This is a genomic window from Dehalobacter sp. (genome assembly GCA_023667845.1).
In the GTDB taxonomy this organism is placed as follows: domain Bacteria; phylum Bacillota; class Desulfitobacteriia; order Desulfitobacteriales; family Syntrophobotulaceae; genus Dehalobacter.
In genome coordinates this window covers 1-26312 of record JAMPIU010000111.1, presented here as the reverse complement: position 1 = coordinate 26312, position 26312 = coordinate 1, and the positions used below count along the sequence as shown (strand labels likewise).

13 protein-coding genes and 1 tRNA gene are annotated in these 26312 nt (G+C 42.2%); 2 read left to right on the top strand and 12 right to left on the bottom strand.

The genetic code is table 11. The annotated features are described in order from the left end of the window. Positions 1–35 precede the first annotated feature (35 nt). Entirely contained in the window at positions 36–281 is a 246-nt protein-coding gene (locus NC238_07945; protein ID MCM1565870.1) for a hypothetical protein, read from the top strand. Between the two features lie 54 nt (positions 282–335). Here the strand turns inward: NC238_07945 and NC238_07940 are convergent, their stop codons facing one another. Next, positions 336–971 (bottom strand): hypothetical protein, encoded by a 636-nt coding sequence (locus NC238_07940; protein ID MCM1565869.1) that lies wholly within the window; start codon positions 969–971, stop codon positions 336–338. 176 nt (positions 972–1147) lie between these two features. On the opposite strand from NC238_07940, the gene NC238_07935 reads away from it, so the two are divergent. Continuing rightward, positions 1148–1223, top strand: a tRNA-Ala gene (locus NC238_07935). A gap of 206 nt (positions 1224–1429) precedes the next feature. Here NC238_07935 and NC238_07930 read toward each other — a convergent pair. From NC238_07930 to NC238_07880, 11 genes are all read right to left on the bottom strand, one after another. Then, positions 1430–1609 carry a helix-turn-helix domain-containing protein gene (locus NC238_07930; GenBank protein ID MCM1565868.1) on the bottom strand — a complete coding sequence of 60 codons (180 nt, stop codon included), beginning with the start codon at positions 1607–1609 and terminating at the stop codon, positions 1430–1432. Positions 1610–2031: 422 nt separating this feature from the next. Further along, positions 2032–6438, bottom strand: coding sequence for a hypothetical protein (locus NC238_07925; GenBank protein ID MCM1565867.1), 4407 nt, complete (start codon positions 6436–6438; stop codon positions 2032–2034). Positions 6439–6443: 5 nt separating this feature from the next. Beyond that, positions 6444–7136 (bottom strand): DUF6063 family protein, encoded by a 693-nt coding sequence (locus NC238_07920; GenBank protein MCM1565866.1) that lies wholly within the window; start codon positions 7134–7136, stop codon positions 6444–6446. Then, a complete protein-coding gene (locus tag NC238_07915; protein ID MCM1565865.1) occupies positions 7133–8743 on the bottom strand; it encodes a hypothetical protein in 1611 nt (536 codons plus the stop codon). The genes NC238_07920 and NC238_07915 overlap by 4 nt, the downstream gene beginning before the upstream one ends. An 18-nt stretch (positions 8744–8761) precedes the next feature. Next, entirely contained in the window at positions 8762–9799 is a 1038-nt protein-coding gene (locus tag NC238_07910) for a DUF2220 domain-containing protein (protein ID MCM1565864.1), read from the bottom strand. Between the two features lie 268 nt (positions 9800–10067). Further along, positions 10068–13682, bottom strand: coding sequence for an AAA family ATPase (locus tag NC238_07905; GenBank protein MCM1565863.1), 3615 nt, complete (start codon positions 13680–13682; stop codon positions 10068–10070). Next, positions 13679–14938, bottom strand: coding sequence for an exonuclease subunit SbcD (sbcD, locus tag NC238_07900; GenBank protein ID MCM1565862.1), 1260 nt, complete (start codon positions 14936–14938; stop codon positions 13679–13681). Before sbcD ends, NC238_07905 begins: the two co-directional genes overlap by 4 nt. Positions 14939–14969: 31 nt before the next feature. Continuing rightward, positions 14970–17183 carry an AAA family ATPase gene (locus NC238_07895; protein ID MCM1565861.1) on the bottom strand — a complete coding sequence of 738 codons (2214 nt, stop codon included), beginning with the start codon at positions 17181–17183 and terminating at the stop codon, positions 14970–14972. 178 nt (positions 17184–17361) lie between these two features. Then, positions 17362–18516, bottom strand: a complete 1155-nt coding sequence (locus NC238_07890; protein MCM1565860.1) for an exonuclease domain-containing protein — start codon at positions 18514–18516, stop codon at positions 17362–17364. A gap of 19 nt (positions 18517–18535) precedes the next feature. Then, positions 18536–24427, bottom strand: a complete 5892-nt coding sequence (locus NC238_07885) for a DUF3320 domain-containing protein (protein MCM1565859.1) — start codon at positions 24425–24427, stop codon at positions 18536–18538. 90 nt (positions 24428–24517) lie between these two features. Further along, positions 24518–25681, bottom strand: coding sequence for an SAP domain-containing protein (locus NC238_07880; GenBank protein ID MCM1565858.1), 1164 nt, complete (start codon positions 25679–25681; stop codon positions 24518–24520). Positions 25682–26312 lie beyond the last annotated feature (631 nt).

The window sequence follows — 26312 nt, the reverse complement described above, 5'->3', positions numbered from 1 at the left end:
ATCCATATAATGGCAGTAGCGAGGGGGTACACATTATGGCAAAAATGTTGCGTGAAGGAGCTTCTTATACCCAGCGGGACATAGTTGAGATCTTGGGTGAGTTCTCTGCTTTTAAAGACAGGGTTACGAAAAAATTTAAAGATTTATCGAGAGAACTGGAAGGCAAAGCAAACGAACACGACCTGTGGGTAAATGTTTACTTGATATCATCAGACTATGCCGAGGAAATAGCCGGTAAAAGGCACAAGCTCCAGGAACAAATGCAAAAAATAGTATCGTGAGAAAAACCCCGCGGTCCGGCCGCGGGGTTTGTGCTCCAATTGCAAGCGCACTCTTCATTCGCCTCTGGCTATGACTTCCGCCTCTATTGTTTCTCCATCCCATTTGTCCACGTAGGCGTTTTCAGAGTAATATTTGATCACAAAGTCCCCGACCTTTTTGCAGGTATACAAGTTCACCCCGCCGGCAATAAACATGCCGATTACAGGTATAATGCGGAGGATAGTGCGCTGTGAGGCGCGGATACCCAGGGCCAGCAGCGCCTGTTCAATCAGGCGGTTAAACGCACGGCCGGACAGCCGCCTCACCGTCATGCCCGTAAGGCCCTTGCTGGCCGCGCCGGCGCCCACCGCCGATACCAGCACCCAGACGGCCTCCCGCGAGGTGCCTTCTTTATCCAGGTCGCGGTTATAGGCCGCGGCGACTTCAAGGATCATTTCGGTAATAAAAAAACCCATGGCGGTGATATCGAGGATGGTCCCAGCAATTATCGCCACCAGTGTCCCAAGCACCGGGACCGCGCCGGGCAGGGCGGTCAAGGCCCCCGCCGCGGCGCACCACCTGCTTTTTTTCTTGATCAAAATGCGGGCAATCTCCTCGTTGGAGAGGCTGCTTTTTTTTCTCTTTAATTTCGCGACCCGCTTTATAATATCTACCCTGTTGACATGGTCAAACGGGTTAAAGATTAACACCGCGCCAGCTCCCTAAAATGTGGTTTTAAGTAGGATTCACCGCCGCGCGGCTAAAATCCTACCGGTATTATTCCGGAAACCTCGGTTTTTCTTTCCTCTATATTTCAATACTCCTCCCTTGCATCCCCGGCACGGTTATGGTAATATAAAAAATGCTTCAGAAATTAATAACTCATGGGCCTATAGCTCAGCTGGGAGAGCGCTTGGTTCGCATTCAAGAGGTCAGGGGTTCGAATCCCCTTAGGTCCACCAGTAATATCAAGGCTTCCGGGGTTTTGAATGCTAGGATTTGCTAACGCATTTGCTAACCAGGCTACAAGTGTCTATGTAGTCCAGGTAATCCAAATCACGGAGACTTATTACTAATATACCGGGCTTTTGAACCCGGTATTATTATATATATAAAAGAGCTTGGCCGGACGGGACATACTAGTCCCGTCCGATATTTTACCACCTTGCTATAGTCCCATTGTTTCAAACAGCTTCTTTCTCACAACCCTAATTTGTTTACCAATTTTTATATGAGGGATGTAACCCTTTTTTACGTACTCGTATGCTGTGGCTCGTTTTATACGAAGTAATTCAGCCACCTCTTCAACAGTCATAATTTCCGACAAGTATTCATTGTTGTTACTCATTTTCTCACCTCCTTTGTAAAATTTCTGCTCTCAACAAAAAACCCGGCATATAGCCGGATAAAAAATGATTAGTAAAAACTGGTATAGCACTCGGAAACTAAGTTTCAAACCCTTTTAGGTAAATGACCTCTTGACCTCGTTTCAAACGCTCATTTGTTTTATGGAATGGATTACTTTTTTCCAAAAGAACGTAATCTCTAATATAATAATAACCACTATCTCTTTAAGTATATCTATAAAAGAACCGTAAGTTTGTTTGGTAAAACTACCTGCTTACAGACTAAAACATGGATTATGCAGATAGGGCCTTCCTTAAAAAAGAAACAAAAAACTGAATACATATAAAATTCGAGGTATATACACTGTTTATAGTAAAATAAATATATTAAGATCTTAAAGTTTATCTTTCAGCTTGGCCAAATTTAATCAAACAGGGATATTTGTTTAATATCTGAAGCCCGGAATATGGCTTTTTCCAGCCTCTCATCATTTTTAACAGCAGTTTCGTCACGGATAATTTCCTCAAATTTTAAATACTCGTTGCTACCGATAACATTGGTTCGCACCTTGAGCATGTAGATCAGGTTAAAGCAATTCATGATAGAGTTTTGCTTGAGATCCGACAAGCATATAAGCTGCGTACGGTGTTTTTTGGCAATCTCAAATAACGGGTTTAAAAGGTGTTCCGAAGATATAGGCCCAAACGGGTTATCCATCAACAGAACACGGGTATCAATATCGGCATCCGCTCCTACCGCCTCCATATTTCGGGCTCGAGTATACGTCATCAGGGCTGAAAGAACGGAAAAGAAGATAACAAACTTCTCACCACCCGAATTTTCACGGACTGCATCCTCCCAGAGCTTCAAGCGGCTGTTCTGCATATTTAAATCAATCTTAAACACACTGACCGGAATAAAAGGATTTCCCAGAAATACATTAAGCAGTTCGCGGCTCGACATCAACCTGGCGACTGTCTTTCTGACTTCATCCTCTCTCCTCTCCTGCCTGGTTTTCTCTCTTACCTTCGAGATACATTCTTCAATATATTCTTTCATTCTCTGCATAGCCACATCATTGTTGTCAAGCTGCAGATCTATCTTCAACATTTGCACCGGCCTGCTTCTTCCCTGGAGGCGTATCTTAGAGTTATCTGATATCCACTGAATCTCTTCATAAAACCTCATGCCATGCAGAAAACTTTGCTGGATCATATCTTTTTTATTCCGTTCCAGATTGGCAAGCTGGCTCTCATACAGCCTTATCAATTCGATCAGTTTTTCTCCATGCTGGCCCATCCGTTCATACAGATAATAGAATCCGTCATACTCCATCCCGGCCTTATCCCAGAGCGGGTCAAGTCCTTTAAAAATATTATCAATGTTGATGTTTTTCTCCTGGTAATCCGTCTTCAGGCCGTAATATTTATTTCTTATCCTTGCTGCAACCTCACGGTTTTCACTTTCCATTTCACTAAAGCCCTGCTCGAGCTTAGAAGCCTGAGCCGCAATATCCTGCTCAGGCATAAAGCCTTTTTCTGGATCAACCGAGCCCGGAGTGAACAGTTGCTCTATTTTCACCTGGATCCTGCCGTATCCACTCATAAGTTCGGATATATTCTTGTTCTTCGATACTAATTCATTAACACGCAAGCGTGCCATCTTGAGACGTCCCCTAAAATCACCCTTGATTTCTTCCGGGGGTAGTGGAACCTCCACACCCAGTCTTTTTACCTCACGGAGGGCATTTTTGAAAGCACTTTCTGCTGCCCCTTCATCCTTGGCAGCCTTCTTTTCCTCCTGCTGTCTTTTCTTTAATAAGCCCTCGATACGAGTTATTTCCCCGCGAATTCCAGAGGCGGCCGATTCACTATAAAGCACGCTGGCATAATCTTCTTCCTGCAAACCAAGTTGGTCCAGATCTCTTTGTTTATCAGCTAAATCAGCTGATAAATCTGCTTTGCGCCTTTCCAGCAATCCGATTTCCGTGCTGTATTTCTCTTTTAAAGCCTTCAGCCTTTCCTCAAGTTCCGCGGTGTTTCCTTCTATAATTTCCGCTTCCGGAACATCTTTATAAATACTGTACTTTGCCCGGGCTTCAAGCTGTGTTTTTCCTCTTTCCCAAACTTCCTTATCAAGCCTGCTGATATTATCCCGTAAACTGTCCAGGCTGGCTGTCAGTTGTTTCTGCCTGGTTTCCCAATCCTTTATGCTCTTATCGACAGCGGCCAGTCTCCCACGGCAGTCCTGGTAATCCCTTTCCTTATCAATAAAGCCGGCAAAAAGCTGTACGGCTGCACCTGCTTTTTGCAGATCCTCATTCAATTCCTTAAGCTGTTGTTGAATTTCTGCTTCCCTCTTTTTAAGTCCCCTTTTCTCATCTTCCAGGGCAGATCTCTTGCTTTCTATTTCCAATAAATTCTTTTTACATTCATCTCTCTTTTTCCCCAGCCCGTACCGGTAATCAGCTGTATAATCAAACCTGGCGCAAACTGCCCGGTCAGACACCGTTGCCGTGTGCTCGTCCGACAAATGGCCATGCTGCTCCAAAGCAACGTCTCTCTTGTGTTCAAGCTCCTCCATCAGTTTTACCAGGCTCTCGTTTTCAAACATCCTGCCCTCATACAGACAGGCGAATGTAATCCCTTCCTGGGTCCGGGCCAATCTTCCGTCGCTAGGCACGGTTGTTCCCAGGTCCTCGTAAGCAATGAGGGGTATTACCCGGCGCATAGTCATGCTGTTAACCGAGTTCGCCACCAGGTCCAGATCCGTCCTTGACATGATGAAAGCATAGGGCAGGACCGGATTGCTCTCAAGCATTTTCTGCCGGTTCTCCGGCGGCAGGCTGCGCAGGTATGACTCACCGGTATCATACGGGATGTCTAGACCGGCAAATACGGAGGCCAGTTCCTCAGGTGTATGCAATCTCCCGTTTTTGAGTGAAGAGAGCGATTCTGTAACGTCATCACGTACCCGGGCAGCCTCATCCAGCCTGCCCTCAAGTTCTTTCACCCGCTGCCCGAAGGCAGACCCAAGGCGCCCCCGGTCAAACCTGAGGTCAAAATCGAAACCGTATTTGTCAAGAATACCTCTTATTTCCTGCTCTCTATGTTCATATTCCTGTATATCCCGGTCAATACCCGTTAAGGCCGCTTTCTCCTCTGCTAAAGCAACCTGGTGCTCATTTACCTTATCGTCAATATCCTGCCGGCGCGTCTCAGCGGTGGCCTTTGCTTCCTCCAGCCTTTTGCCCTGCTTGCCCAGTTCTTCACAGGCCTTTTCCAGGACCAGCCTGGTTTTTTGTATTTCTGCGGTATCTAGTTCTCCCAGGAGGTTTCTCCTCAAAGTGATGCCGAGCTTACGCTTGATTTCTTTTTCGTAGCTCTCAAAATTTTTCTTCCGTTCTTCCAGCTTCCCCTTTTCGCCATCAAGTTTCCTTATTTCATTATCAGCAGCCCGCAAATCTTCCCCGGCCTGCTGCTGCAGTCTTTCCTTTTCCGTCTTTTCTTCGTGCAGAAGGGCAAGAGCGGCGTCAATTCCATGCAAGGTTTCCTCTAACAATAGCTTCAGGGAATACTCCAGGCTGCGTACCCTGCCGTCAGTATCATACTGTTCCTTTGAAACCGACAGCCTCTCCTCTATCCCCGAAAAATCCGATCTCTTCCGGCATATTTCTTCAGCCAGGCGGGCGGCCAGCATAATTTTCTCGCGCACTCTGGCATCTTGCAGTGCCCCTTCCGTTTCACTGCTTATGGTCTCGGCAGTTTTAAGCTTTTTAAAGGCCTCCTCGTACTCCGACTGCCTCAACCAGTAATCATTTGACCGTTCCTCTAGCTGTACCAACTGTTCCTCGGCCTTGCAGTCCTCAATCTCCTGCTTGTTTTCATCATGCTTGTCCTGAAGCAAATCTGTTTCGGAGGTCAAATAACCGTACAACGCGGCAAGCTTTTCAGTCAGTCTTTTCTGACCATCAAGTCCTTGCAACAACCCGGCCAGAGACTCAACCTGCGCCCGGAAGGTCCCCAGGAAACCGTCTAAAAGCTGTTTTTCTACAATGAACCGTTCGTTCTCCACAACCTCCTGCACTAAGCTCTCCAGCATCTCCTCTAGTCGGCGCGACTCAGACTTATTCCTGAACATGGCCTTCTCTACAGTTTTTATGACCCAGTCATTCAGCAGTTGGCTGGAGTTTTTATACTTCTGGAAGATTTCCTCTAAACCGCCTTCACCATCATTGATCTTGGCAATGACATTTTCCCACTCATCCCGGGCTATCCCAAATTCAGCCAGGTGCCTGGTGTAGTGCTCCTTATCATCCTCGCGAAAACACCTGAAGACGAACCTATCTTTTCTTTCCTTTTCAATCATCATCTCCCTGGCTTCCCGAAACGGCATCACCTCCAGTACACCGCCGCTGCGGTTAACGAAAGCGATATGGGCGATATCAAAGGCATTGGCGCCGGTATATTTCGAGGTAAAGGTGAAATATCTGATCCGGTTCTTCTCATCCTCCGCTCCCTGCGCTTCCGCGGACACCATCCCGATACCGGTAAGCAGGTACCCGCCGGCTCCGTCAAGCTTCCACTCAATCATAATGTAAGCCGGCAGCTTTTTCTTGCGGAAAAAACCCGCTATGTTGCGGCCCTGGATCTTAACACCCGGTACCACTGGTTGCAGAAAAAGCTGGACCAATACGCTTTTACCACCCCCGTTGGCCAGGTTTAAAAGTGCATTCTCCCCGCCATGAAAATTGAAGGTTTCATCAAGAATGCGCCGGGAATCATTGTTATAAGAAAAGTTTACGATCCTGATCCGGTTAATCCTGGGCATCCGCCTTAAGCCCCTCCTTCAAACAACCCGTTAATCTCGTCTACCCTGCTGTCATTAAGATAATAGTTCAGCATAAGGTCATCAAGCTTCCTGGTGGTGCGAATCTCCCGGTCGTCATCCACCAGCCTGAGCAGGTTCTCCCGCTCCAGTAGCCGGCAGGCGCTTAAGATGGTGCCCGCTTTTGTTTTGCGGCTTTTTTCCTCAAAGTCTTGTTTGCTTTCCCACAGTTCCGCCACCCTGGCAAAATTGATCGCGTACTTTTCATCAAGCACAGCTGCCTGTTCACTGTTTTCAAAGGCCATAGCAAACCGCCTGTCTAGTTCCCCGATTAACTTACTTATTCTCAAAAACTCCCGCTGCTTGGGATTGCGGTTCCGGCTGCCATAAAACAAGTATAAAATGAACATGGAGATATAGCAGAGCAGATAGGCGTCAACAAGCCTGGCATCAGAGGCAACCCATTCCCTGAAATCCCTGGTTGTAAAGCCCAGCAGGCTGTTCCCGCTATCCGGAACCAAGTATAAAGTACTGGACGCTTCCACGATCCTGAAGTCCATCTCGTCCTCCAGTTCCGCCAGGATTGACCGGACCTCAGTGTTGCGGAACTCAAGAAAAAGGTCTCCATCTGTTTCCCTGTCGAACTGTCCCTTGTCCATCAATTTCTTGAATATCTTTACCGCAGTGTTTAAATGGCTCATCTAAAGCTCACCTCGATCATAAAATCGCTGATAGCAATGCGCTTGCTGAATAGCACATCTCCCTCACGATGATTAATTTCCTCCTCGAATATGCTTTCATACGGCTTGCTGATTACTATCTTTTTAACCCCATACAAATCCGGATGGTCGTATTCAATACAGTACAGGCAAAAGCTGACATCTAGCTCTCCGGTGGCGTTGGCGACCACCTCGTCGTGCTGCGCCTGCCACGCCTTGATATCAATGACGTTGAGATCATAAAGCTTCAGCATTGATCTGAAAATCAGGTCATCCGCGACCAATAGGTCAAAAATGTCCTCTTTACTCTTTAAATATTCAAACAGCGCCCCAAACATGAATCCAGCCCCTTTGCCTGCTGCCAGCTCCAGGATGCTGCGGATGAATTCTGTATTGGCGTCGTTGGCTTTTTTGATTCTTAAGCGTTCGGTATCCTCTCCCAGTTCCTCAATGAACACACCCTCAACCGCATCTTCCTCCTGCCTGAGCCGAGCCTGACGTTCAAACAATGACAGTAGATTAAGCTTCCGGTCAGGGTTGGGCATAAACAGGGGATTCAACAGTTGCCACAGGGAGGGGATGACTCTCTCATCGCATCTTTCCAGCCGTACTAAGATTTCCCGTTCAAAATCATAGTTTTTGGCAAGTGAAAGCGCGAAGGAGTCTGCAATGGTCTCCTTATATATCTTTGACAGGCCGTGTCGTTCAAGAATTAATTCTTTCTGTTCGTCGATAGTGGTATTGATGTTTCTTCTGATGACGGCGATCTCCGACCGCGCTCTCTTCATCTCCTCATCCAGGGTACCTCTGGAAGCTTCCTCCTCCTTGAGCCGTTCCTCTGACAGCACGATCATACCCCGGATTTCATTCATGATGCCGTACTCTTCCTCCAGCAAGGTATATGTACTGCCGACCAGCTTTTCAAACTCCTGGATGTCCACGTCGTAAATATTTTCCCGTATTTTTTGCATGAACTGCCTGATATCGTTCTTTTTCTGCCTGATCATTTGCACCAGGTTACCGCTCTGCCCGATGGCCTTCTTGTAGTTTTTGCGCCTGATCAGTTCGCGCAGCTTCAGCTCTTCAATAGTGAAGCTGATTTCCTGCTCTACTTCCTTGGTTCTAAAGAGCAAGTCATAGCCCTGGTCGGTAAGCTGGTAGGTCGTCACATAACCCCTCTCGCCATCCTTCAGCTTGTCGTCAATAAGCCTGATCCGGGTTTGGGTCATACCCTTCCCATACCTCATTACCGGGTAAAATCTTGTTTCTCCGCCGTTTTGCAGAATATCCTTGATGATGTACTCCGTGATCCTGCGGGTGGTCTCCCAGGGAAAACTAAGACCATAATCAGGGACAATCCTGGCAACGAAGGCTGTTATACTTTCTATAGTGCACTCCTCATCCTCGGTAAGAGTCCTTTCCATGATAAATACAAGGACGGAGAAAATAATATTATCAAGTTGTCCCGGCTCAAGCAGCCTCTCTATTTCCATGTTCCGGTTAAGGCGGTTTACAATCGAGTCTATGGCCGCCACAATCTGCATCCGTTTCTCAAAACCCTCGAGAAACTCTAACCCCCGCGTATTCATTGATCTAATTCCTCGTTTCTAACTTAGGATATCCGCTGCTACCTGGTAATTGACTATCTCTTGGGGTATATACTTGCCCCTTGCCAGAAAAACTGTCAGCACATCGGTACTGTCAAATCCCAGCATGGTAGTGAATTCTGACAGGGGTACCGTCACATCTCTTTTATCCGGTGACACTGGGAGTTCCACACCTGCAGCCAGTTTAAGCATGAGCTTATATAAACCAGAAAAAGGTTTGATGTCAAGATTAGGGTTGCCATTTCTGGTCCGGAAAAACAGACGGATTCCCTCTAGATCCAGGTCTCCGAAATAAAGAAAACGCCCAGCTTGATCTCTTTTACCCCCCAGCATGCCGGCATTGCACTCCTCCAGGGCGCCTCGTTTGGAAATCTTATTGCCTTCGCCGTAAAGAAGTACATCCACTGGAGTGCCGGCGACAATGTTCTTCCCGGTATCCTGCATCAGTTTTCTAAAGGTATACCAAGTATCCTTGTTTTCCAGGATCAGTACGGTCATATGCTCCTGGCGAGCATGCACATACTCAAAAAAAGGTTCGGGGGTATCGTAATAATTAAGGAAATCATCCCCCAGATTATTAAATTTCAAGACTTCTCTTACCAAAACAAAATGGTTGTCAAATAGCTTCTCCCATCCCCATATCGAAAATGAACGTTCCTTGCGCGACATGGGTTTTTCAAGCAATCCTGCTGAATGCCACAAATACCGACTTAAACCTTCTACAATATACCGGTGCTTTTTATATAATTCCGGCCTTCTAAGATAACCTGAGATATTTAAGGTAGGATTAAGATGGCGGATGGTTTCAAGATATACCGCTAAATCTTCCTTCGGTTTGATCAAACGATATTTATTAAATAAAGGCGGTAATCTACCGTTTAAACCTGCAGACTTAACCGGTACAAGAATTCCATCATCCACTAGTTTTCCAACTGCATGGTGGAAAAGACTATAATCAGTTTTTTTAATAACCTGCTGCAGTTCTGTTTCATTTAAAATTTTTTTTCCATAACCAAGTAATTTTTCAAGCAGATTCATCGAGAGCTCCTCTTTTTGACCATAATTTTGTGAAACCTTAGCTTAACCAACATTATCTTTGATCAGCGCCACTGTTTAACGCCAAAATTCTTAGTGTAGTTTTCAGATTTTTGCGTTTTTGTGACTCCAGGGGGTTTAAATTTGAAAGGTAAGTTTTGTAACTTTTAGGCCACGCTCGTTTTTATTGTGCAATCTTAATAATTGAAAATGAGTCTTTCTTTTTCACATACATGGAAGGAATATCACTCTAGTCGAATGCCTATTTACTTCAAGCCATCTCCAGTTCAAAATGACTTCCTGCACCAGAGGCTTCAGCGGGATAAACAATTAGGCGTCTCGGAAGCCTGTTTTTCAACTCAGGAACATGGCTTATTACTCCAATATTAAGGTGTTCAAGTCTCAACCCTTCCAATGTGGTAACCACCACTTCTAGAAGGTCAGGGTCCAGTGTGCCAAAGCCTTCGTCGAGAAAGAAAAATTCTAATGGATAACAGCCTTTTAGTTGTATCTGCATAGATAAAGCCAAGGCCAGAGCCAGGGAAGTAACAAAGGTCTCCCCTCCGGAAAGGGTACTGACAGGTCGCTTTATCCCACCGTTCGCCTCGTCACGGATGATAAAACCACCTTCCGAATCTACTTCCAAGGCATAGCGGTGCTTTGTAAGTTGTCCGAGCCGGATCGAGGCGTCGTTAGAGACCCTTATAAGCTGTTCCTCGGCCAGAAAGTCCACAAAGGTGTTTCCACGAAAAAGGTCTTTTAACACTTCAAGCTTTTGTTTAAAATTCCTTATTTCACTGGCACGTTGGGTTAGTTCCTTCCAGCGGGCATTATCTTGCTTCAACTTTTCATATTCCTTAAAGGCTGCACCCCTGGCAGTTAAAGCTTCCCCTTGTTTGCAACGGGCACCAGCAAGGTTTTCTTGGTGAGTTTGCCATTCTTCTCCGGAAAGTATACGACCATCTAGTTTTTTAGCCAAGTTGTTACTCAAAGCATCCAACCTTTTCTTTTCTGCATCGTATTCTTCCAATACTATCTGTAGATTTCTTTGCTCAGTAGTTTTAAGTAGGGCCTGTTCTGCCTCATTACGAGTAACAAAAAATAGCTCATCTAATATTTTATCTAGCTTTTTCCGTGAATTTTCCAACCTTTCTTCAGCAATGCTTAGTGCTTTAACCGACGCTGCCAGGGCTTGTCCTAATTCGTTCTTTTCCTTGATCGCACGTTTAGCCTCGCCTTGTGCTTGCTGTTCCATTTCGGACAGATCCTTTAATTGTGTTTCAGTTTGCTCCAACAACAACAATGCTGATTCGCCGCTGGTAATCTTAATGATTTCACTTTCCTTTTTCTCAAGCTGAACAGACAAAGACAAAAGTCCTGCCTGATTTCTAGAAATCTGAACTGCCAACTCACCGTCCCGTACAGCTAATTTTTCTGTCTCCAGGTTGCTCTCGGCAAGCTTTTTATCTAGCTCAATAAGCTTTTTCTCCAAATCTGACCGTTCAAAGTCTAGGCGCTCAATCCGCCTCTGTTCCTCGTCAATTTTATCGGATGCTATATCTCCACGAGCATTATCCAGATTTTTGAGACATTTATCCGCTTCCCCAGTTACAACCAGTTCATTTTCAGTGGCCTCTCGCCATGCAATCTCCCTACCCTGAAAGGTGCTTTCAGCTCCCGTCCTGGCAGCCTTTGCTTTACTGTACGAATTCTGGGCTTCCCTTAAGGATTGCTGGGCTTCTACCAGTTCCTTCCGCCAATCTGTTAAAGCTTTCCGCCGTTGATTCAACCGGGTCTCCTGATTGACCATCTCCTTTTCCAATTCTGACGGGGAAAGATTATTCCAAGAAATGGGCAGTGTACCGCGGGCTGCTTCTATTTCAGTATTAATTACAAACAGACGGTCCTTGGCCTCCTGGGCTGCCTCAGTTGAAGATTTTAGCTTTTCATCCTTTACTGAATAATCCTGCTGAACTTTCTCAAGCATTTTTTGAGCAGTTTCTAAAGAATTCTGCGCCTCTTGCAGTTCAATTTTTATATTCGCAATTTCAGCAACTTTATCTGTAACTGCAGGTGATGGGTGGTCCGCCGACCCGCATACAGGGCAAGGAACTTCTTCTTCTAACAAACTTGCAAGGTGGTAAGCCATGTTTCGGTGGTTCAGTTCATTCATTTTCTCTTCTAGAAACTGTACTATCTGCCTGGCATCATCCCGCTGACGTTCTACTTCAGTCAAAATTACTTTAGCATTTTTGAATGCTCCCTGATTTTTTTCAAATTCTGTGTTTTTATTCTTTAAAACATTTGTGGCATCATATATTGCATGAGATAAACGAGTTATTTCGCCTATCTTGAATCGCAAACGCTCCAGTTCTTGTAGCGAATCCTGCAGGGATATTTCGTCTTCTGGACAGCCTTCACGCAACTCTTCTTCTTTAATGACAGCCTGTTCAAGAATCTTTAGCGCTTTCTGTTCCGCTGCCGTGACTTTAGCTAGTAATTCTTTAGTATCGGATAGGAGTTCCTCCTTTTTCTCCCGGTTAACCTGCGCCCTACTTTTTTCTTCTCTAGCCTTTTCCCACCTTTGAAATGCGAGAAGAGCAGTTGAAACTTTCTTACGCCATACCGAGTCTACTTGCGAAATGGTGATTTTTTCTTTTAAGATTTTTATTTCCCTCTCGAGACTTGCCTTATCCTTCTGCTGATTTTGAAGGTACACACCGTTACTGGCCTTTTCTTCATCTAGTTCCTTTAAGGTGTTTTCCATACCCGATTTTCCTTTTTCTAATTCTCTAGCTTCCCTCTCCAATTCTACTGCCTGGATTAGGCGTTCTTTTTTTCCTAAAAGCACGGGAGCTACTTCTTGCCGCTGGAGGCTGACAGTCTCAAAGGTTTCTTCTGCCTTTTCCGCTGCAAGTTCGACTAAAGAAAGCTTATCTTTATTAGTTTTAAAATTTTCCTGGGCAGCTGTAAAAACTTTTTTTACATGATCTTCTTCATTTAAGAACGGTAAAACTTTACCAGCTCTTATGGCTGCCTCAAGTTTTAGCCTGGAGGCGTCTATTTCTAGTTCGCGTTCAAGTAGATTATTTAGTTTTTGGTCCAAGGAAAACTTTTCTTCCTGCCAAGTCCATATTTTTTCCAATTCTTTATGCTCTTTTTCCAGTTTCTTTAGAAAATCATTTACCTCGTTTACCATGCGGTTGGTTTCATCATATCTTTTTTGGGTGGAATCGAGAGTTTCGTCCGAGGCATCCCCCAATCCTTCAAGTTCTCCTAGTACAGAAGCCATTTTATTACTTACTTCACTTAACCGAAAATCCACCTTCTGCCTTAATTTATCACCATATTCATACAACCCAAAAAGGCGCTCCAGCATGCGCCGGCGATCAAGCGGCTTTATTTTCTTTAAAAATTCATCAAACTTCCCCTGCGGTAAAACTACTGCCCTGGTGAAATCATCAACTGTGAGCCCCAGCATCGATGTAATTTCTTCAGTAACTTTGCTCTTCTCCGCTATAGGCTTTTCATCATCATTAGTAATCTGTATGAGCCGAGCTCCCGCGCTGGTTACTGAGCTATCACCGCTGCGCCGATAAACGCGTTCTACCCTGTAACGTTTACGCCCTTCCGGCTGATCAAGTTCAAAAGTAAATTCAACTACCACCCGGTCCTCGGCATGATTTAAGATTCCTTGGGTTCCGTATGTTGCCCTCTCCACCTTGCCATACAATGCCAGAGTAAGAGCATCTAGTACAGTGGATTTTCCACTACCAGTAGGACCGAAAATACCAAAGAGACCAACCTCGCAGAGTTTTTCAAAGTCTACTACCTGTACTTCCCGGAAACTATGCAAACCCGCTAATTTAAGAGTAATAGGTTTCACAGGTCTTCACCTCCGTTTCCGTTCTGCTGATTTTCTTCCCTGCCACCTAAAATATCTATAAAAAGAGAAATCATTTTTTCATCCGGCTTTACCCCGTATTTTCTTTCGTAAAAAATAGTAAACAGCTGGTCTATAGGTAAACCTGCCCTGGAATGTCGTTCACTTTCATGCCGAATTTCAGGGTAATCCACTCTAATATCTATGAAGCGCCCACATGCCTTACGTAATTGTTGCACCTCCTGTATAGTAAGAGGTGCATCAGTTTTAATTTCTAAATCAATCCAAGCCCTTGGATCACGGCCCTCATCCAACCAGCTATATACTTGGGGTATTCCATCAGTGGCCTTCCAGCGTACTAATGGGCAACCACTGGATAAAACTAATTCACGTACTTCAGCTGGTCGGCCAGGGAGAACATCTACAACAACTACGGATTTTGCCTGACCTGTCTCGGAGAAACTATAGGCCAATGGAGACCCGGAGTAACGACATGTTGCATTACTGCCCTTTACAACCTGGGGCCGGTGCAGGTGACCTAACGCTATATACTGTGCACTCTGTGGCAGGTCCTCAGGTAGCACCGTACATGCCCCACCTATTGAAAATATGGGACGCTCTGAATCTGAAGTCAAACCACCTTGAACAAAAATATGACTCAAGGCAATGTTAACGGTATTATCCCGGTAATTTTTTGCCAACTCGCTAAACAATTGACGAACTTTAACAGAATAGGCTTGTTGTAAAGCCTGTTCTTCTTCCAGGGAGTCATGAAGAAGTTCCTTCAGCCGAGCTTCTGATGGGTATGGTATGGTTAGCAACACAGCTGTGTGATTGCATCCGGGAACCGCCAACTCAAGCCAGGAAGGTCCCCCGTTAATAACATGTGCGCAATTATTATTCTGCGTATTTATAATTGAAGGTTGATCAATTGGCAACCCCAAAAGTACAATACCATTCCGGCTAGCCAATGGAGACGCTGCTATCAAACGCTCCGGGCTGTCATGGTTACCAGCAATTACTATAACTGCTCTTTCCCCACCAGCTGCCATATTGTCTACAGCATCATAGAAGATTTGTTCCGCAAATGCTGGAGGGTTATAAGCATCGAATACATCACCAGCAACCAGTATGGCATCAATTTTTTCGTCTATGACCAAGCGACAGAGTTCTTCTAAAAAATCTTCCTGTTCAGTTTGACGACTTCTTCCCTCAATGGTCCGGCCAAGATGCCAGTCTGAAGTATGAAGAATACGCATATATTCCCTCCAAATATAATAATTTGAACCCCTATACAGCACGTTCTTCCATCATCATTTTATAGTGTTCAATGTGTTTGGTATGAACGAAGATGTTTTTGAAAACCTCGAAGTATTTATCAATTATGTCGTCAGACTGCTCTATAAACAAATCGTCAGGAATGCCATGAGAACCGTCATTAATCCAGCAAATCAAAGACCTGCATATTTCTTGTTCCTGGCGGTTTGAAAATTTTTTTATTAAATCATCATCGCCATATTTGCCAAGAATTTTAAAGTAATTTTCAATAATTCTTCTCATGGAATTCTGAATAGTTATTCCAGAACTGTTTTCCCTGTTTTTTAATTCCTTCCATAGAAGTTCATAAGAACTTTGAATAGGATTATTCTTCTCGAAACACTGAATAGCAGATATATTATTGTTTTTTCGTAGAATCCAATAGTACGTATCATTAGATTCTTTTGTACGACCGTCAATAAATGTAACTTCCTTATGGAAATAAACATTATGCGTTAAGAGTATTAACTGTTTTATGTTTCCTTCACTTTTTTTAATTGATTTAATTATCTCTTTAAGCAATGAACTGGCAACAAACAAAATATTGCTATCTAGACTTGAAATCGGATCATCAACTACTAAAATTCTTTCTTCCGAAATCAAATCTTCTGATTTACTTCCTTTAGCCAGTTGTAGGAAATAAAGAAAAGTTATAAATGTAATTTCTCCCTCACTTAAAGTTGATTCAGCTATTGACCCATCTTCCCTTTGGATTTGATACTGGTTCTTTTGAGTTTCAGAAGGAACTATTTCAAAATTTAAAAATCCGTATGATTTTAATATTTTGTTTATTTCGTCAACAGAAGGTTGAATACTTGTTACATTTTTATTGGCTTCTTTTATCTTGCTATTTAGTTTTTTATACTTTTCCTTTAATTCTTTATGTTGCCCCTCTAAAGCAATTATACCTTTTTGTAATCCCCTTGATTTATTATTATAATCTTCAATTTTAATTTTGTTTTCTTCAATAATATATTTCCAGATTTCCTTAATTAGATTAGCTCTTTCAGAAGCGTAATTTTTAACAATGGCATTATGCGAAGTAATTTCATCATTGGCACTTATTATCAACTGTCTAATATTCTCCAATTGTTCTTTTACCGATATTAAATCAATACTACGGCTTGGCTCTTTGATTTTATTATTTAGTAATTCTCTATTGGAAATAAATTGGCTTGTTAAAGTTTTTAGATAGGCGGAAAATGTTTCGATATTGAGTTTAGTTTCACTGTTTGCCTTTTCAGTTGCTTCAATTTGTTGCAAAACATTTATTAAGTTTGAGGCCAGCCGATTATATTCTTCTGCATTAGATTTTACAAGGGCTGAGTCGGTGGCGAAAGTTTCGTCAAAATAATCATCTAGCTGCTTTCTAAAATCGTTTGTAATAGTTGGTTGCTGGCAAAAAGGACAGGTAGTATCATTTGCCTTTAAGTGGTTTCTACCTTCGTTTACCCAGTCATTCAGATTTAGTTTTTGAATCAGAGCGGCAATTTTAACATCTGCTTTACCAATGATTTTCTTCTGCCATATTTCTTCCGTTTCGATTTCAGTTAACCTTGCAAAGTCAATTGAAGTAATAAATGACATTATTTCTGGCACTTTTCCAAAAATCGTCTTAGCTTTCTCTTTTAGTTCTTTATAAGTTTTAAGGGCTTCTTTGTTATTTTGAAAATCATCAAGAATTTTTATTTTGAAAGTTTCTTTTTTTCGATAATTTACAAAAGCTTCTTTAAAATCAGCTTCATGTTTTTTATATATTTCTGTCCATACTGCCTCTTTAAATGCATCTTCAAGATTCTGCTTTTCAATATTCTGGTTATCTAATGTATTCTTCTTTTTTATTCCACCATCTTTTATTTCAGCTAATTCCTCTTCCATTTTTTTAATAGCTTCGATATCTTCCATGGTTGCTTGACCCAAAGTAAAAACCCCGTCTATACTCCCCTTACCAAAATTTTTTTCTCTAAAATCTTTGTTATAAACAAGTGCCTTAATCGGCAGTCCGTTTTCCCAAACAAGCGAACAATTGGCAAAAATAGAATCAGTTTGTTTGTCGATTAATTTCGAAATAGTGGTTTTCCCACTCCCATTAGCACCGTAAATATAGTTTATCTTTTTCAGATCTTTTATTTGAATACCTGATACATCAAAAGTTGCTACTTTTTTTAAGGTAATTGATTTAATCATTTTTCCAACTCCTCTATAATATTTTCTTTAATCCTTTAACCCCCTCGTATCATCAGACTATTTCAGGCTCATAATTTTATAATGATTACTTATTTGCATTCGGTGTTATAACACATAGAGTAGAACTAACTCGCAAATGAATCTACTTCAAGATTAAGGAATCCGCAAGATGTGGCAATCATGAAACCTGAATACCTAACATACTCCAGAAAGTTTGCTCAGCAAGAATTTTTGTACTATACTCTCTAGCTTTTTTGGCTTTTCCTGACATAGAATCAGGATCAGCCGTAACAAGAAAATTTAAATCTTTTGTAACGCCTTTCTTGACAATCAATCCATGCTCAACCGCAAGTTTATGAGCCATTTCTCTTGTTATCTGCATACCATCATAAAAGGAACTTAAAGTGCCAGTAAAACAAACTGTCTTTCCTATATATTCTTGTCTTACCTGAGCTAGATCCTTGATATTGTTGTTTTTATGAGCGCGTGAGATTAAATCGTATAAAATTTTATCTGAGACATTAAGGAGCTTTGCTACCTGATATAAATCAGCCATTTCAGCCTCAGTAATTATTCCATCTAGAAGTGCTATTCTTACCAGGTTTGAAAGATACCGCTGATGAAGTATTAGTGCTTTGTTTTTAGAAATCTTTAGATCCATGGCGAGGTCGATTGGTAATCTCTCAATTAATCCCCCAATATAGTTACATTCTCTCTGTTTTGTTTCATAACAAGAACGTTTAAAATAATCATTCGCTTTGGTAGCTACCGGCCATCTGGATTTTTGGACTGGTTGAGTGACATGTTGGTTGAAATTATCTAATCCATATTCATTCATTAAAGTCTTTAATAATTTTGCAGTGGATAGGCAATCACCATATGCACTATGCTGCCTCGTGATAGGAATATTAAAATAATCACACAAAGCCCCTAATTTTCCAGAAGGAATACTCGGTTCCATTTTCTTTGCCATGTTTAAAGTGCATATAGTCACGGGTCTGGGCAATTTAATTCCAAGTCTTTGGAACTCACTATCCAAGAACCTATAATCAAAGCTTATATTGTGACCCACAATGATATTACCGGCTAAACAATCCAGAATATTCCCCGCTATATCTTTAAACATTGGGGCGTTTCTTACCATATCAGCAGTAATTTTATGTATATGTGTTGGGCCTAAGTCCCGGTCAGGATTTATTAATGTTTCAAAATCCCTCTGAATAGCTCCTTTTAAGTCCATATTTATTATTGCAATTTCAATAATTCTGTCGTGCCTACCGGGGAATAGGCCTGTGGTTTCAACATCAAGCACAGCAAAACTAAAATCACTCATTATATGGACCTCCTTTAGATCACTTTACAAGTACAACTCGTGTATCCCCATCCAGTTTAGCCACTCCAGTCTTGACCAAAAGCCCTAACCCTTTAACGATATGCTGCTGCCCCGCGGTCCTTGTTCGTTGATAGCCAAATATTCGAGCTATTTCCCGCACAAGATCATCTTCGGGAAGGCTGATTTGTTGACGCAGCACATATAGCGCAGCGTTCCTTATCTCTTCACCTGGAATGTCATCTATATTACGACGGGTCTGATTTTCACCACTTGGAACTCGAAACAATGCATATTTCACTGGATCAGCCTTTTCCGGCCAATAGTAATCAATTCTTCCTATTCGAGTTATGGGGAATTTAAGCTTACGGCAGAACACACGAATTCTATCGTCGATACGATTGCCAACCCTTGTAATACCCCAAGCCTGAATTATTCTTCTGCACAATAAGCTGTGGCTGATCGGCCCTTCTTCGTTAACCACCTGCATAATTTGACTCGAAATCAGCTGATTGGATGATGGCAAATAGAAATCTTCTTGTGACCAATTTACTTGTAGCAATCGACACATCTTGTATAGCTTACTGTTCATGGATGTGGAAGGTTTTTCTACCGGGATAGGTACTGTTACCCTCTGAGCATAAATCTCGGTTGGTGGCTGTACTTGTTTTACTGGGGCCTTTTTCGGCATATCAGTTCTGCTCTCTTTTCGGGCAGAAGCGATAGCCTCCTCAACTCGATCTATCTCGCGTTGTGGATTTTCCCACCAATCAGTTGACCAGATACGGTGGATTTTCCAACCCAACTTACACAGGACCAACTCACGCAATTTATCCCTGTCTCGTGCTGTTTTCGAACGGTGGTAAGTTGCACCGTCGCATTCTATTCCAAGCATATAACGTCCGGGGCAATCGGGGTCTACTATTGCAAGATCAATTCTGTATCCTGAAGAACCTACCTGAACTTTCACATTATGACCTCTTTCAGTTAAGGCCAAGCAAACCTGTTCTTCAAAGAGTGAGTCATGTTCTGCATCAGCTGTTATAGTATTCTGTGCAAATAAAGCCTGCTTACCACGCTCCGCATATTCCAAAAAAGCCTTTAGATCAGCAACGGCTTTTGCATTTGTCCTTGACAAATCCAACTGGTCTGGTCTTAATGTTGAAAATGTCATCATCTCCTGTCTTGCACGCGAAACAGCGACATTCAGCCGGCGCCAACCGCCTTCCCGGTTAAGCGGACCAAAATTATAACTTATCCTGCCTTGAGCGTCCGGACCATACCCAACAGAGAACAAAATAACGTCACGCTCGTCACCCTGAACGTTCTCCAGGTTTTTAACGAATACTGGTTCTTCCACTGAACCGTTAAAGTAACTTTCAATCTCTGGATTTTGCCTAATCTGCTCATCCAATAAATCCTCTATTAGCCTTTGCTGAGCCTGGTTGAATGTTACAACTCCGATACTGCTTCTACATAAATCAGGATCAAGCAACCGTCGTACTACCTCGGCAACGGCTGCTTCCGCTTCCGCCCGATTCTGTTTTGATTTGCCGCGGTCATAAAACCCGTCTATATAAATGATTAACACAGCCGGAGATAAATCATCCGGAGAAGGAAATGTATAAAGTGAACTGCTGTAATATTGATAGTTGCTGAAAGATATCAGACTCTCATGCTGACTACGGTAATGCCAGCGCAAATGTTCTTCCGGCATACGTATAGCGAGACAATCGTCTAAGATACTCTCCAGATCTGTGATAGCCAGACCATCATCATCGTCATCGGTATTTATAGTCATAAAGAAACTGGTTGGCGGCAGTTGTTTAGGATCACCGACTATTATAGCTTCTTTACCCCGAGCAATTGCGCCAACAGCATCGCAGGTGGGAACCTGAGATGCTTCGTCAAAAATAACAATGTCGAAGGGTGAATGAGAAGGGTCAAGATATTGTGCTACCGAAATTGGACTCATGAGCAAACATGGTTTTAACCTGGTTAGCAGATTGGGAATTCTCGAAAAAAGCTGACGCAGAGCCATGTGGTTTCGCTGCTTTAATATTTCCCTTTGTAAAATACCCATCTCTGAGTTTTGTAAAGAGTCTCCGTTAATTTGGGGCAACCGGGCAGCCAGTCTCGCATAAACTTCCTGCTGAGTTAGTCGTGCAAAGTTTTCGTCGAGTTCTCTAAATTGACGTATTTTATCTTCGAACAGACCACGAGTAAATGATGATAATACGGTGTCATTTGCAAGTTCATTTTCTATCCATGCCTGGTAGAATCCCCGCTGAAATGCAGGTTCAACCTGATCATGGGCCAACTTTCCCACCTCATAAGGTTTGACTAATGATTCTAATCCTTCATTCACGGCTTCCGAACGTACCCGTCGCCAAGCACACCAGCTACGCAATCCATCCATGTTTTCTTCCCACGTGCAAATTTGTTCGAGCAACTTTTCAAACCAATTATGGTCGTTCTTGCAACCTGATAATACTTCCTGGTCTAACATGGCCAGTTGATCAAAAGCCTGCCAGGCAGCTTCGAAAGCCTTATATGCGTCTATATAAGAATTTAACTGTTTACTGTATGCTCCATCAGGACCAAGCTGTTCACGGAATTCTGTAATGGTGCTTGACCAGTTATCACGTAGTCTTCCCAGGTATTCCATGTCGGTTCCTGCGATATCCACAGCGAGTTTACGCAGGTTGGTTGTCCAAACACAAGCGTTAGCTACCAAATCCCAGTCGGCATTGCCATCTTGCCAAAGGCTCCCTATCATTTCCCTGGCTCGTTCGCTAGCTAATGACAGGAAATTCTCTTCCTCTTGGAACTTCCTTATTTGCTCCAGATCATTTTCAACCAGCTCACTACCTATGGCAACACCAGGCTTAAGCTTACCCCGGAGTATTTTTGTTATCCGGTTCATTCCAAAAAAACGCGGGATGAACCACTGTTGTTTGACCGTTCGCAGATTTTCCTGCATTCCAGCAACATCAAGTTTAGCAACATGTTCAGTATAACGCGAGTATACTTCATCTCTTAGTTTATTACGGCTACGCCCATGACTGATCCATAATTCTACAGCTGAACGCACCTCATCCCAATCATTTATGCGCACCATTGTACCAGGCATGGGAGGAGTGTTAAGAAATTGTTTTACAAGTTCATAAAGGTTTACTATAGCAGAATAACTTTCGTCTTGTTCTGCCAGGGTAAAGAATTTAACAATGGGGGACCTGGCCTTTAGTAAATTATTAATGGAACTATGTAAGACTAATAGGGCATCCCCTAGCTGTGTTCGCAGTTGGGGAAGATAATCCTGACAAAGGGAAAGAGACCATACATGTCCGTAAGGGTGCCCGCATCCCTCACCGGCAATACGCAGCTGACGGGCAAGCTCACTCAACTTCTGCAGTTTTTCCGGGGTGATATCAACTACCTGTTCTGCCTTAAAATTCACTACCGCCGGGCTCTGCCGGACTGCAACCGACCTGGCTAAACCATGAAAGAATGAATGGCCAATTGTGCGCTTTCGATGAAGCGCATGTACATATTTGTTCAAATCATTTCTTAAAGCAGCCAGGCGGTCTGCTTCCATCAGCCAATTCTGTGGTTTTGCTATCCTGCCTATCTCAAGTGATCTTCGCAGTTGCCCCAAAATATCTTTTTTCTTACTCTTATTTGAATGTACTTCCAGACAGAAAGAGGCTAGACCTATTTGCTCAAGGCGCCGCTGCACAACAGTGAGTGCAGCCATTTTCTCCGCTACGAAAAGAACACTTTTACCTTGAGCTAGAACGTGGGCGATAATATTGGTGATGGTCTGCGATTTCCCTGTCCCTGGCGGTCCGTGTAAGACAATACTCCTGCCCTGGCCGGCTGCACAAATTGCAGCTAACTGGGATGAGTCTGCACTGATAGGGCAAATTATTTCTCTGGGATGATTTATTTCATCAAGTTTTTCGTCATAAATGTAATTACTGTCTGGAGACCATTGCAAACTTCCTGAAATCAAGCTGGAAACAATCTTATTCTTTCTAAGATCCTCTGTACGGGCTTTTAAGTCATACCACATCACGAATTTACTGAACGAGAATAAACCCAGGTAAGCGTTTTCAACAACATCCCACCTCGACTTATTCATCACAACTCGCCGGATCGTCGTAAAGACCTTCTTCACATTAATACCATGTTCATCGGTCGGCAAGGGATTCAATCCTGATATATCGATACCCAAATCCTGTCTAAGCATTTCAACTAATGTTATGTTTAGCTGCGGATCGTCTTCGCCTTGGCGTACTACGTAACCGGTCTGCACCGATCTTCTTACAATTTCCATAGGGAGCAGTAAGATGGGAGCATAACGGGGCTTTTGGCTGACTTCCGATTCGTACCACACCAGTAATCCTAGAGCCATATAAAGGGTGTTTGCTCCATTTTCTTCAAGACTGGTACGTGCGGCGCGATAAAGCTGGGTCAACCGATTAGATAGTTCCTTTTCGGTTAGATCAGCTCGCAAACGCTGCTGTGAGAATTCTTCCTGTAATAGTTTGACCATCGGGTCATTCTTTTGCCTTCGAATAAATACTTTGGAGTCACGTGAGCTCTCGTCCCAGTCCGCCGGCCGGGGGTGTATTCTAAAATCCTCCCCGTCTGCTAATTGATCTTCAAGTTCGTTTAGTTCAACTGTAAGTATTGGGATGCATGAACCAGTCACCCGAAAATTCAGAAGAGGATTTCGCATACTTAAATCCAAAAGACGCCTCTCCCACTGTTCCAGGCGGGACCGTTCTTCTTCGGTTTTATCTTTTTCAGTTATAAAGATAGGCCTATCAACATCTTCCGGGGCTTGTTGGCCAATGGGTGTCTTCTGGGAAGGTATTTCCTCATCATTAGTTAAACTACCATGAAATCTAAAAGGCAATGGCCTGATCTGACTGGCTCTAGCTCGCCGGACATCTACGAAAAAATTAAAATTATCCGTATTGCGAAGCAAGTTTTCACCCAACACAACTGCTTGGTCAAAAGAGCTGATCTGCTCCGAGGTAACCGCTGTACTTTCTAATACACAAATCTCTTGTACACCTGGGGCTATACGCTTAGTCAGGAGTGTCACATCATCTTGCAAGCTCTCGGAAAATGATTCTTCAACTAACCATAAGCCTGGGAACGCGTGTCCTTTTATAAAGATAATAAGAGGGTTTAAACCTACTGCTTCAGCACAGGACGCAAATAATACTGTTAAATCTAGACAGGTGGCAAGATGGAATTCCTGGATAATGTCAGGCATCCGAATCTTCTGCCCATGTTCTTCGAAACTGGCTGGAGGTACACAGTATGTTATATTTTGCTGCTGTAGCGCAGCATAGATAGCTGCCAACTGTTTTCTTACTCTTACCGGATCCTTGCTCTGGTAGCCGTTTAGCGATGGGCTGCCAGTCCACTCTTTCAGTATATCTGCAGCCGTCCTAAGTATTCTTTGAATTTCCGGATGATTTGGAGTTACAAAGGCGGCGATAATTTCAGGAATAGTCTGTGAGCCACTCCATTCATCATAGGCCAATACAGCAATTGGTGATTGTGAGCTATAAATTAGGCTGTCATCTTTAAAAATATTAACAAACAATCTTCCTTCAATACGCTCGGTAAGTCCTGCTAAATAAACCGAAGATAACTGTAGATCAATAACTCCCAGGTCCATCGTCTGTCCTGCTGGTATTGACGCAACATGTATATCCCAAATTGATGCAAACTCAGGCTCAGCGGATATTTTTACTTTCAGGTTATTGAGATCAAAATTGTTTTCGTTGGTTAAGCGCAGACGTTTAACAACAGGAACGTGGTTTTGCTGCATTGCGAAGTTGACTGTTCTGTCATGCAGAAAATCACAGGTTATATTAATACTTTGGTTCATATTTTAGTTTTCGCCTCAATTCAAAAACAGTAATTATATGCTTTATAATTAATATTAGAAAGTTATTATAAATATTTATAGAAATAATTATCATTTCCTTTTTAAATTTGTCTTAAGTCGTTTTCCTACAATATTATACAAGGAAACTAAGGACTTTATATCTCCATTCAATTCTGCTATACAAATTTCTATACACTCTTCCTGTGTAAACATATGAAAAGGAAATTTAAATTTTTTAAAACGTGATGACAATTCTTGATTTAAGTTATCCTCTGATATACCAAGTTCTTCGATAATAAATGCTAATCTATCAATTATACCGGGAGGTAATTTATTTAGTGATTTCTCATAGGGATATAGACCTTCAATAAAGAATTCCATTCTTGATTTTCCATCAAAATAATCATCATCTAAATCGGAATTAAATATATAATCATAACTATTATCCAGGCCACTTAAATCAAAATATATTACCTCTGCAAGAAATTGAAAAGCCTTATCTGTCTTATTCTCTTCTATTAAAATTTCATACATATTTAATCTAACGTTACGATATAGCCCAAACTCATGCTTTGAGTAATAATAATTACTTTGTTCATTAAAATGGTTCCATATTTTATCCATATACAAATTTTTTGGATGTTGATTAACTAATATATTTAAACTCCAAATATCTAACCCATAGTTGGGATGTCTATGTATATATGGCACATAAGCATTTTTATCTAGCTCATCCTGTCCCTTTGTAGTTAATCTGTACATCCGTTCTGAAAATGATAATTCCAGTTCTTCACGATTTCCTTCTTTCAACAATCGCTTTATTATGTCAGCCTTTTTTCCTGTAGTTTTTAGACCCTGCTTTTTTAATTCTTCTTTTAGTACAGGAATAGTTTTATTTTCTAATATGTTTTTAATATCTCCTAGTTCTAAAAAGCCTCTGGTTAATAATGACTTTAGGACATCTTCTGGTTTTGTAACACCATAATGATATAACCAGAATCCTTGAAATCTCTGATTGTCAGTCATATATGTATGAGCATAATCCAATAATAAAATTTCATGAGGATATAAACCTTCTTGGCTTGGAATAGCCTTTTCTAAATACACTTCAACTGGAATAATCTCTTCCCCATTAACAATTAATTTTGTATTATTCTTTATCTCTGATTTATTCTGAAAGACTTCTGAATGTTCTTTTTCTTCAGGTTCATTCAGTTTTATTTTATTTTTTTTAAAAAAATCAAAAAATCCCATTCTCCATTTCCTCCGAATAATAATTTAAACATTTTGCTTTTTCTTATATAAGAATAGTGTCAGATTGTGTCGAATTACCCCAATAAACGTTTAGACCACCCACTCGGGTGGTCATATCCACTTTCTCCATATTTCGATAATTTTCTATAAAGTCCTTCTTCTTTGTATGTATTTTCCTTTTATATCTCTATTAACCATAGTTAGTTGGTTTGCCCACAGATATAAATTTGCTAACCAATTTGCTAACCAGGACTATTTTCTAAATTATAGAATGCCAGCGATATCAAGGCTTCCACTTGGACTGATTGAACAACCTGGACTAATCTGGATAATATGTAATGTTCCCGTCCGGCCTTTATTTTCAAGGAATACAGCGATATGGGCCCAATTTTCTTGTAAATTCGCATTCAAGAGGTCAGGGGTTCGAATCCCCTTAGGTCCACCACTTTTTTAAAGTCTGGCAATGAAATATACCAATAAATAAACCAATAGAGTTGTCAGATAATTTACAAGCAAAACCAGGGGCTGTCTCCCTGGTTATTTTTTATCTATCTCTGCTTTTTCTAATTGTCTTTATTTTGCGTCTTAAGATGAAAGCAGCTTTTACAAAATAGTATTACATCTATTGCCG

Bases quoted from the DNA above. Each gene is read 5' to 3' on its own strand.
- NC238_07945 (MCM1565870.1), top strand. From the start codon at position 36: ATGGCAAAAATGTTGCGTGAAGGAGCTTCTTATACCCAGCGGGACATA.
- NC238_07930 (MCM1565868.1), bottom strand. From the start codon at position 1,609: ATGAGTAACAACAATGAATACTTGTCGGAAATTATGACTGTTGAAGAG.
- NC238_07925 (MCM1565867.1), bottom strand. From the start codon at position 6,438: ATGCCCAGGATTAACCGGATCAGGATCGTAAACTTTTCTTATAACAAT.
- NC238_07920 (MCM1565866.1), bottom strand. From the start codon at position 7,136: ATGAGCCATTTAAACACTGCGGTAAAGATATTCAAGAAATTGATGGAC.
- NC238_07915 (MCM1565865.1), bottom strand. From the start codon at position 8,743: ATGAATACGCGGGGGTTAGAGTTTCTCGAGGGTTTTGAGAAACGGATG.
- NC238_07910 (MCM1565864.1), bottom strand. From the start codon at position 9,799: ATGAATCTGCTTGAAAAATTACTTGGTTATGGAAAAAAAATTTTAAAT.
- sbcD (MCM1565862.1), bottom strand. From the start codon at position 14,938: ATGCGTATTCTTCATACTTCAGACTGGCATCTTGGCCGGACCATTGAG.
- NC238_07895 (MCM1565861.1), bottom strand. From the start codon at position 17,183: ATGATTAAATCAATTACCTTAAAAAAAGTAGCAACTTTTGATGTATCA.
- NC238_07890 (MCM1565860.1), bottom strand. From the start codon at position 18,516: ATGAGTGATTTTAGTTTTGCTGTGCTTGATGTTGAAACCACAGGCCTA.
- NC238_07885 (MCM1565859.1), bottom strand. From the start codon at position 24,427: ATGAACCAAAGTATTAATATAACCTGTGATTTTCTGCATGACAGAACA.
- NC238_07880 (MCM1565858.1), bottom strand. From the start codon at position 25,681: ATGGGATTTTTTGATTTTTTTAAAAAAAATAAAATAAAACTGAATGAA.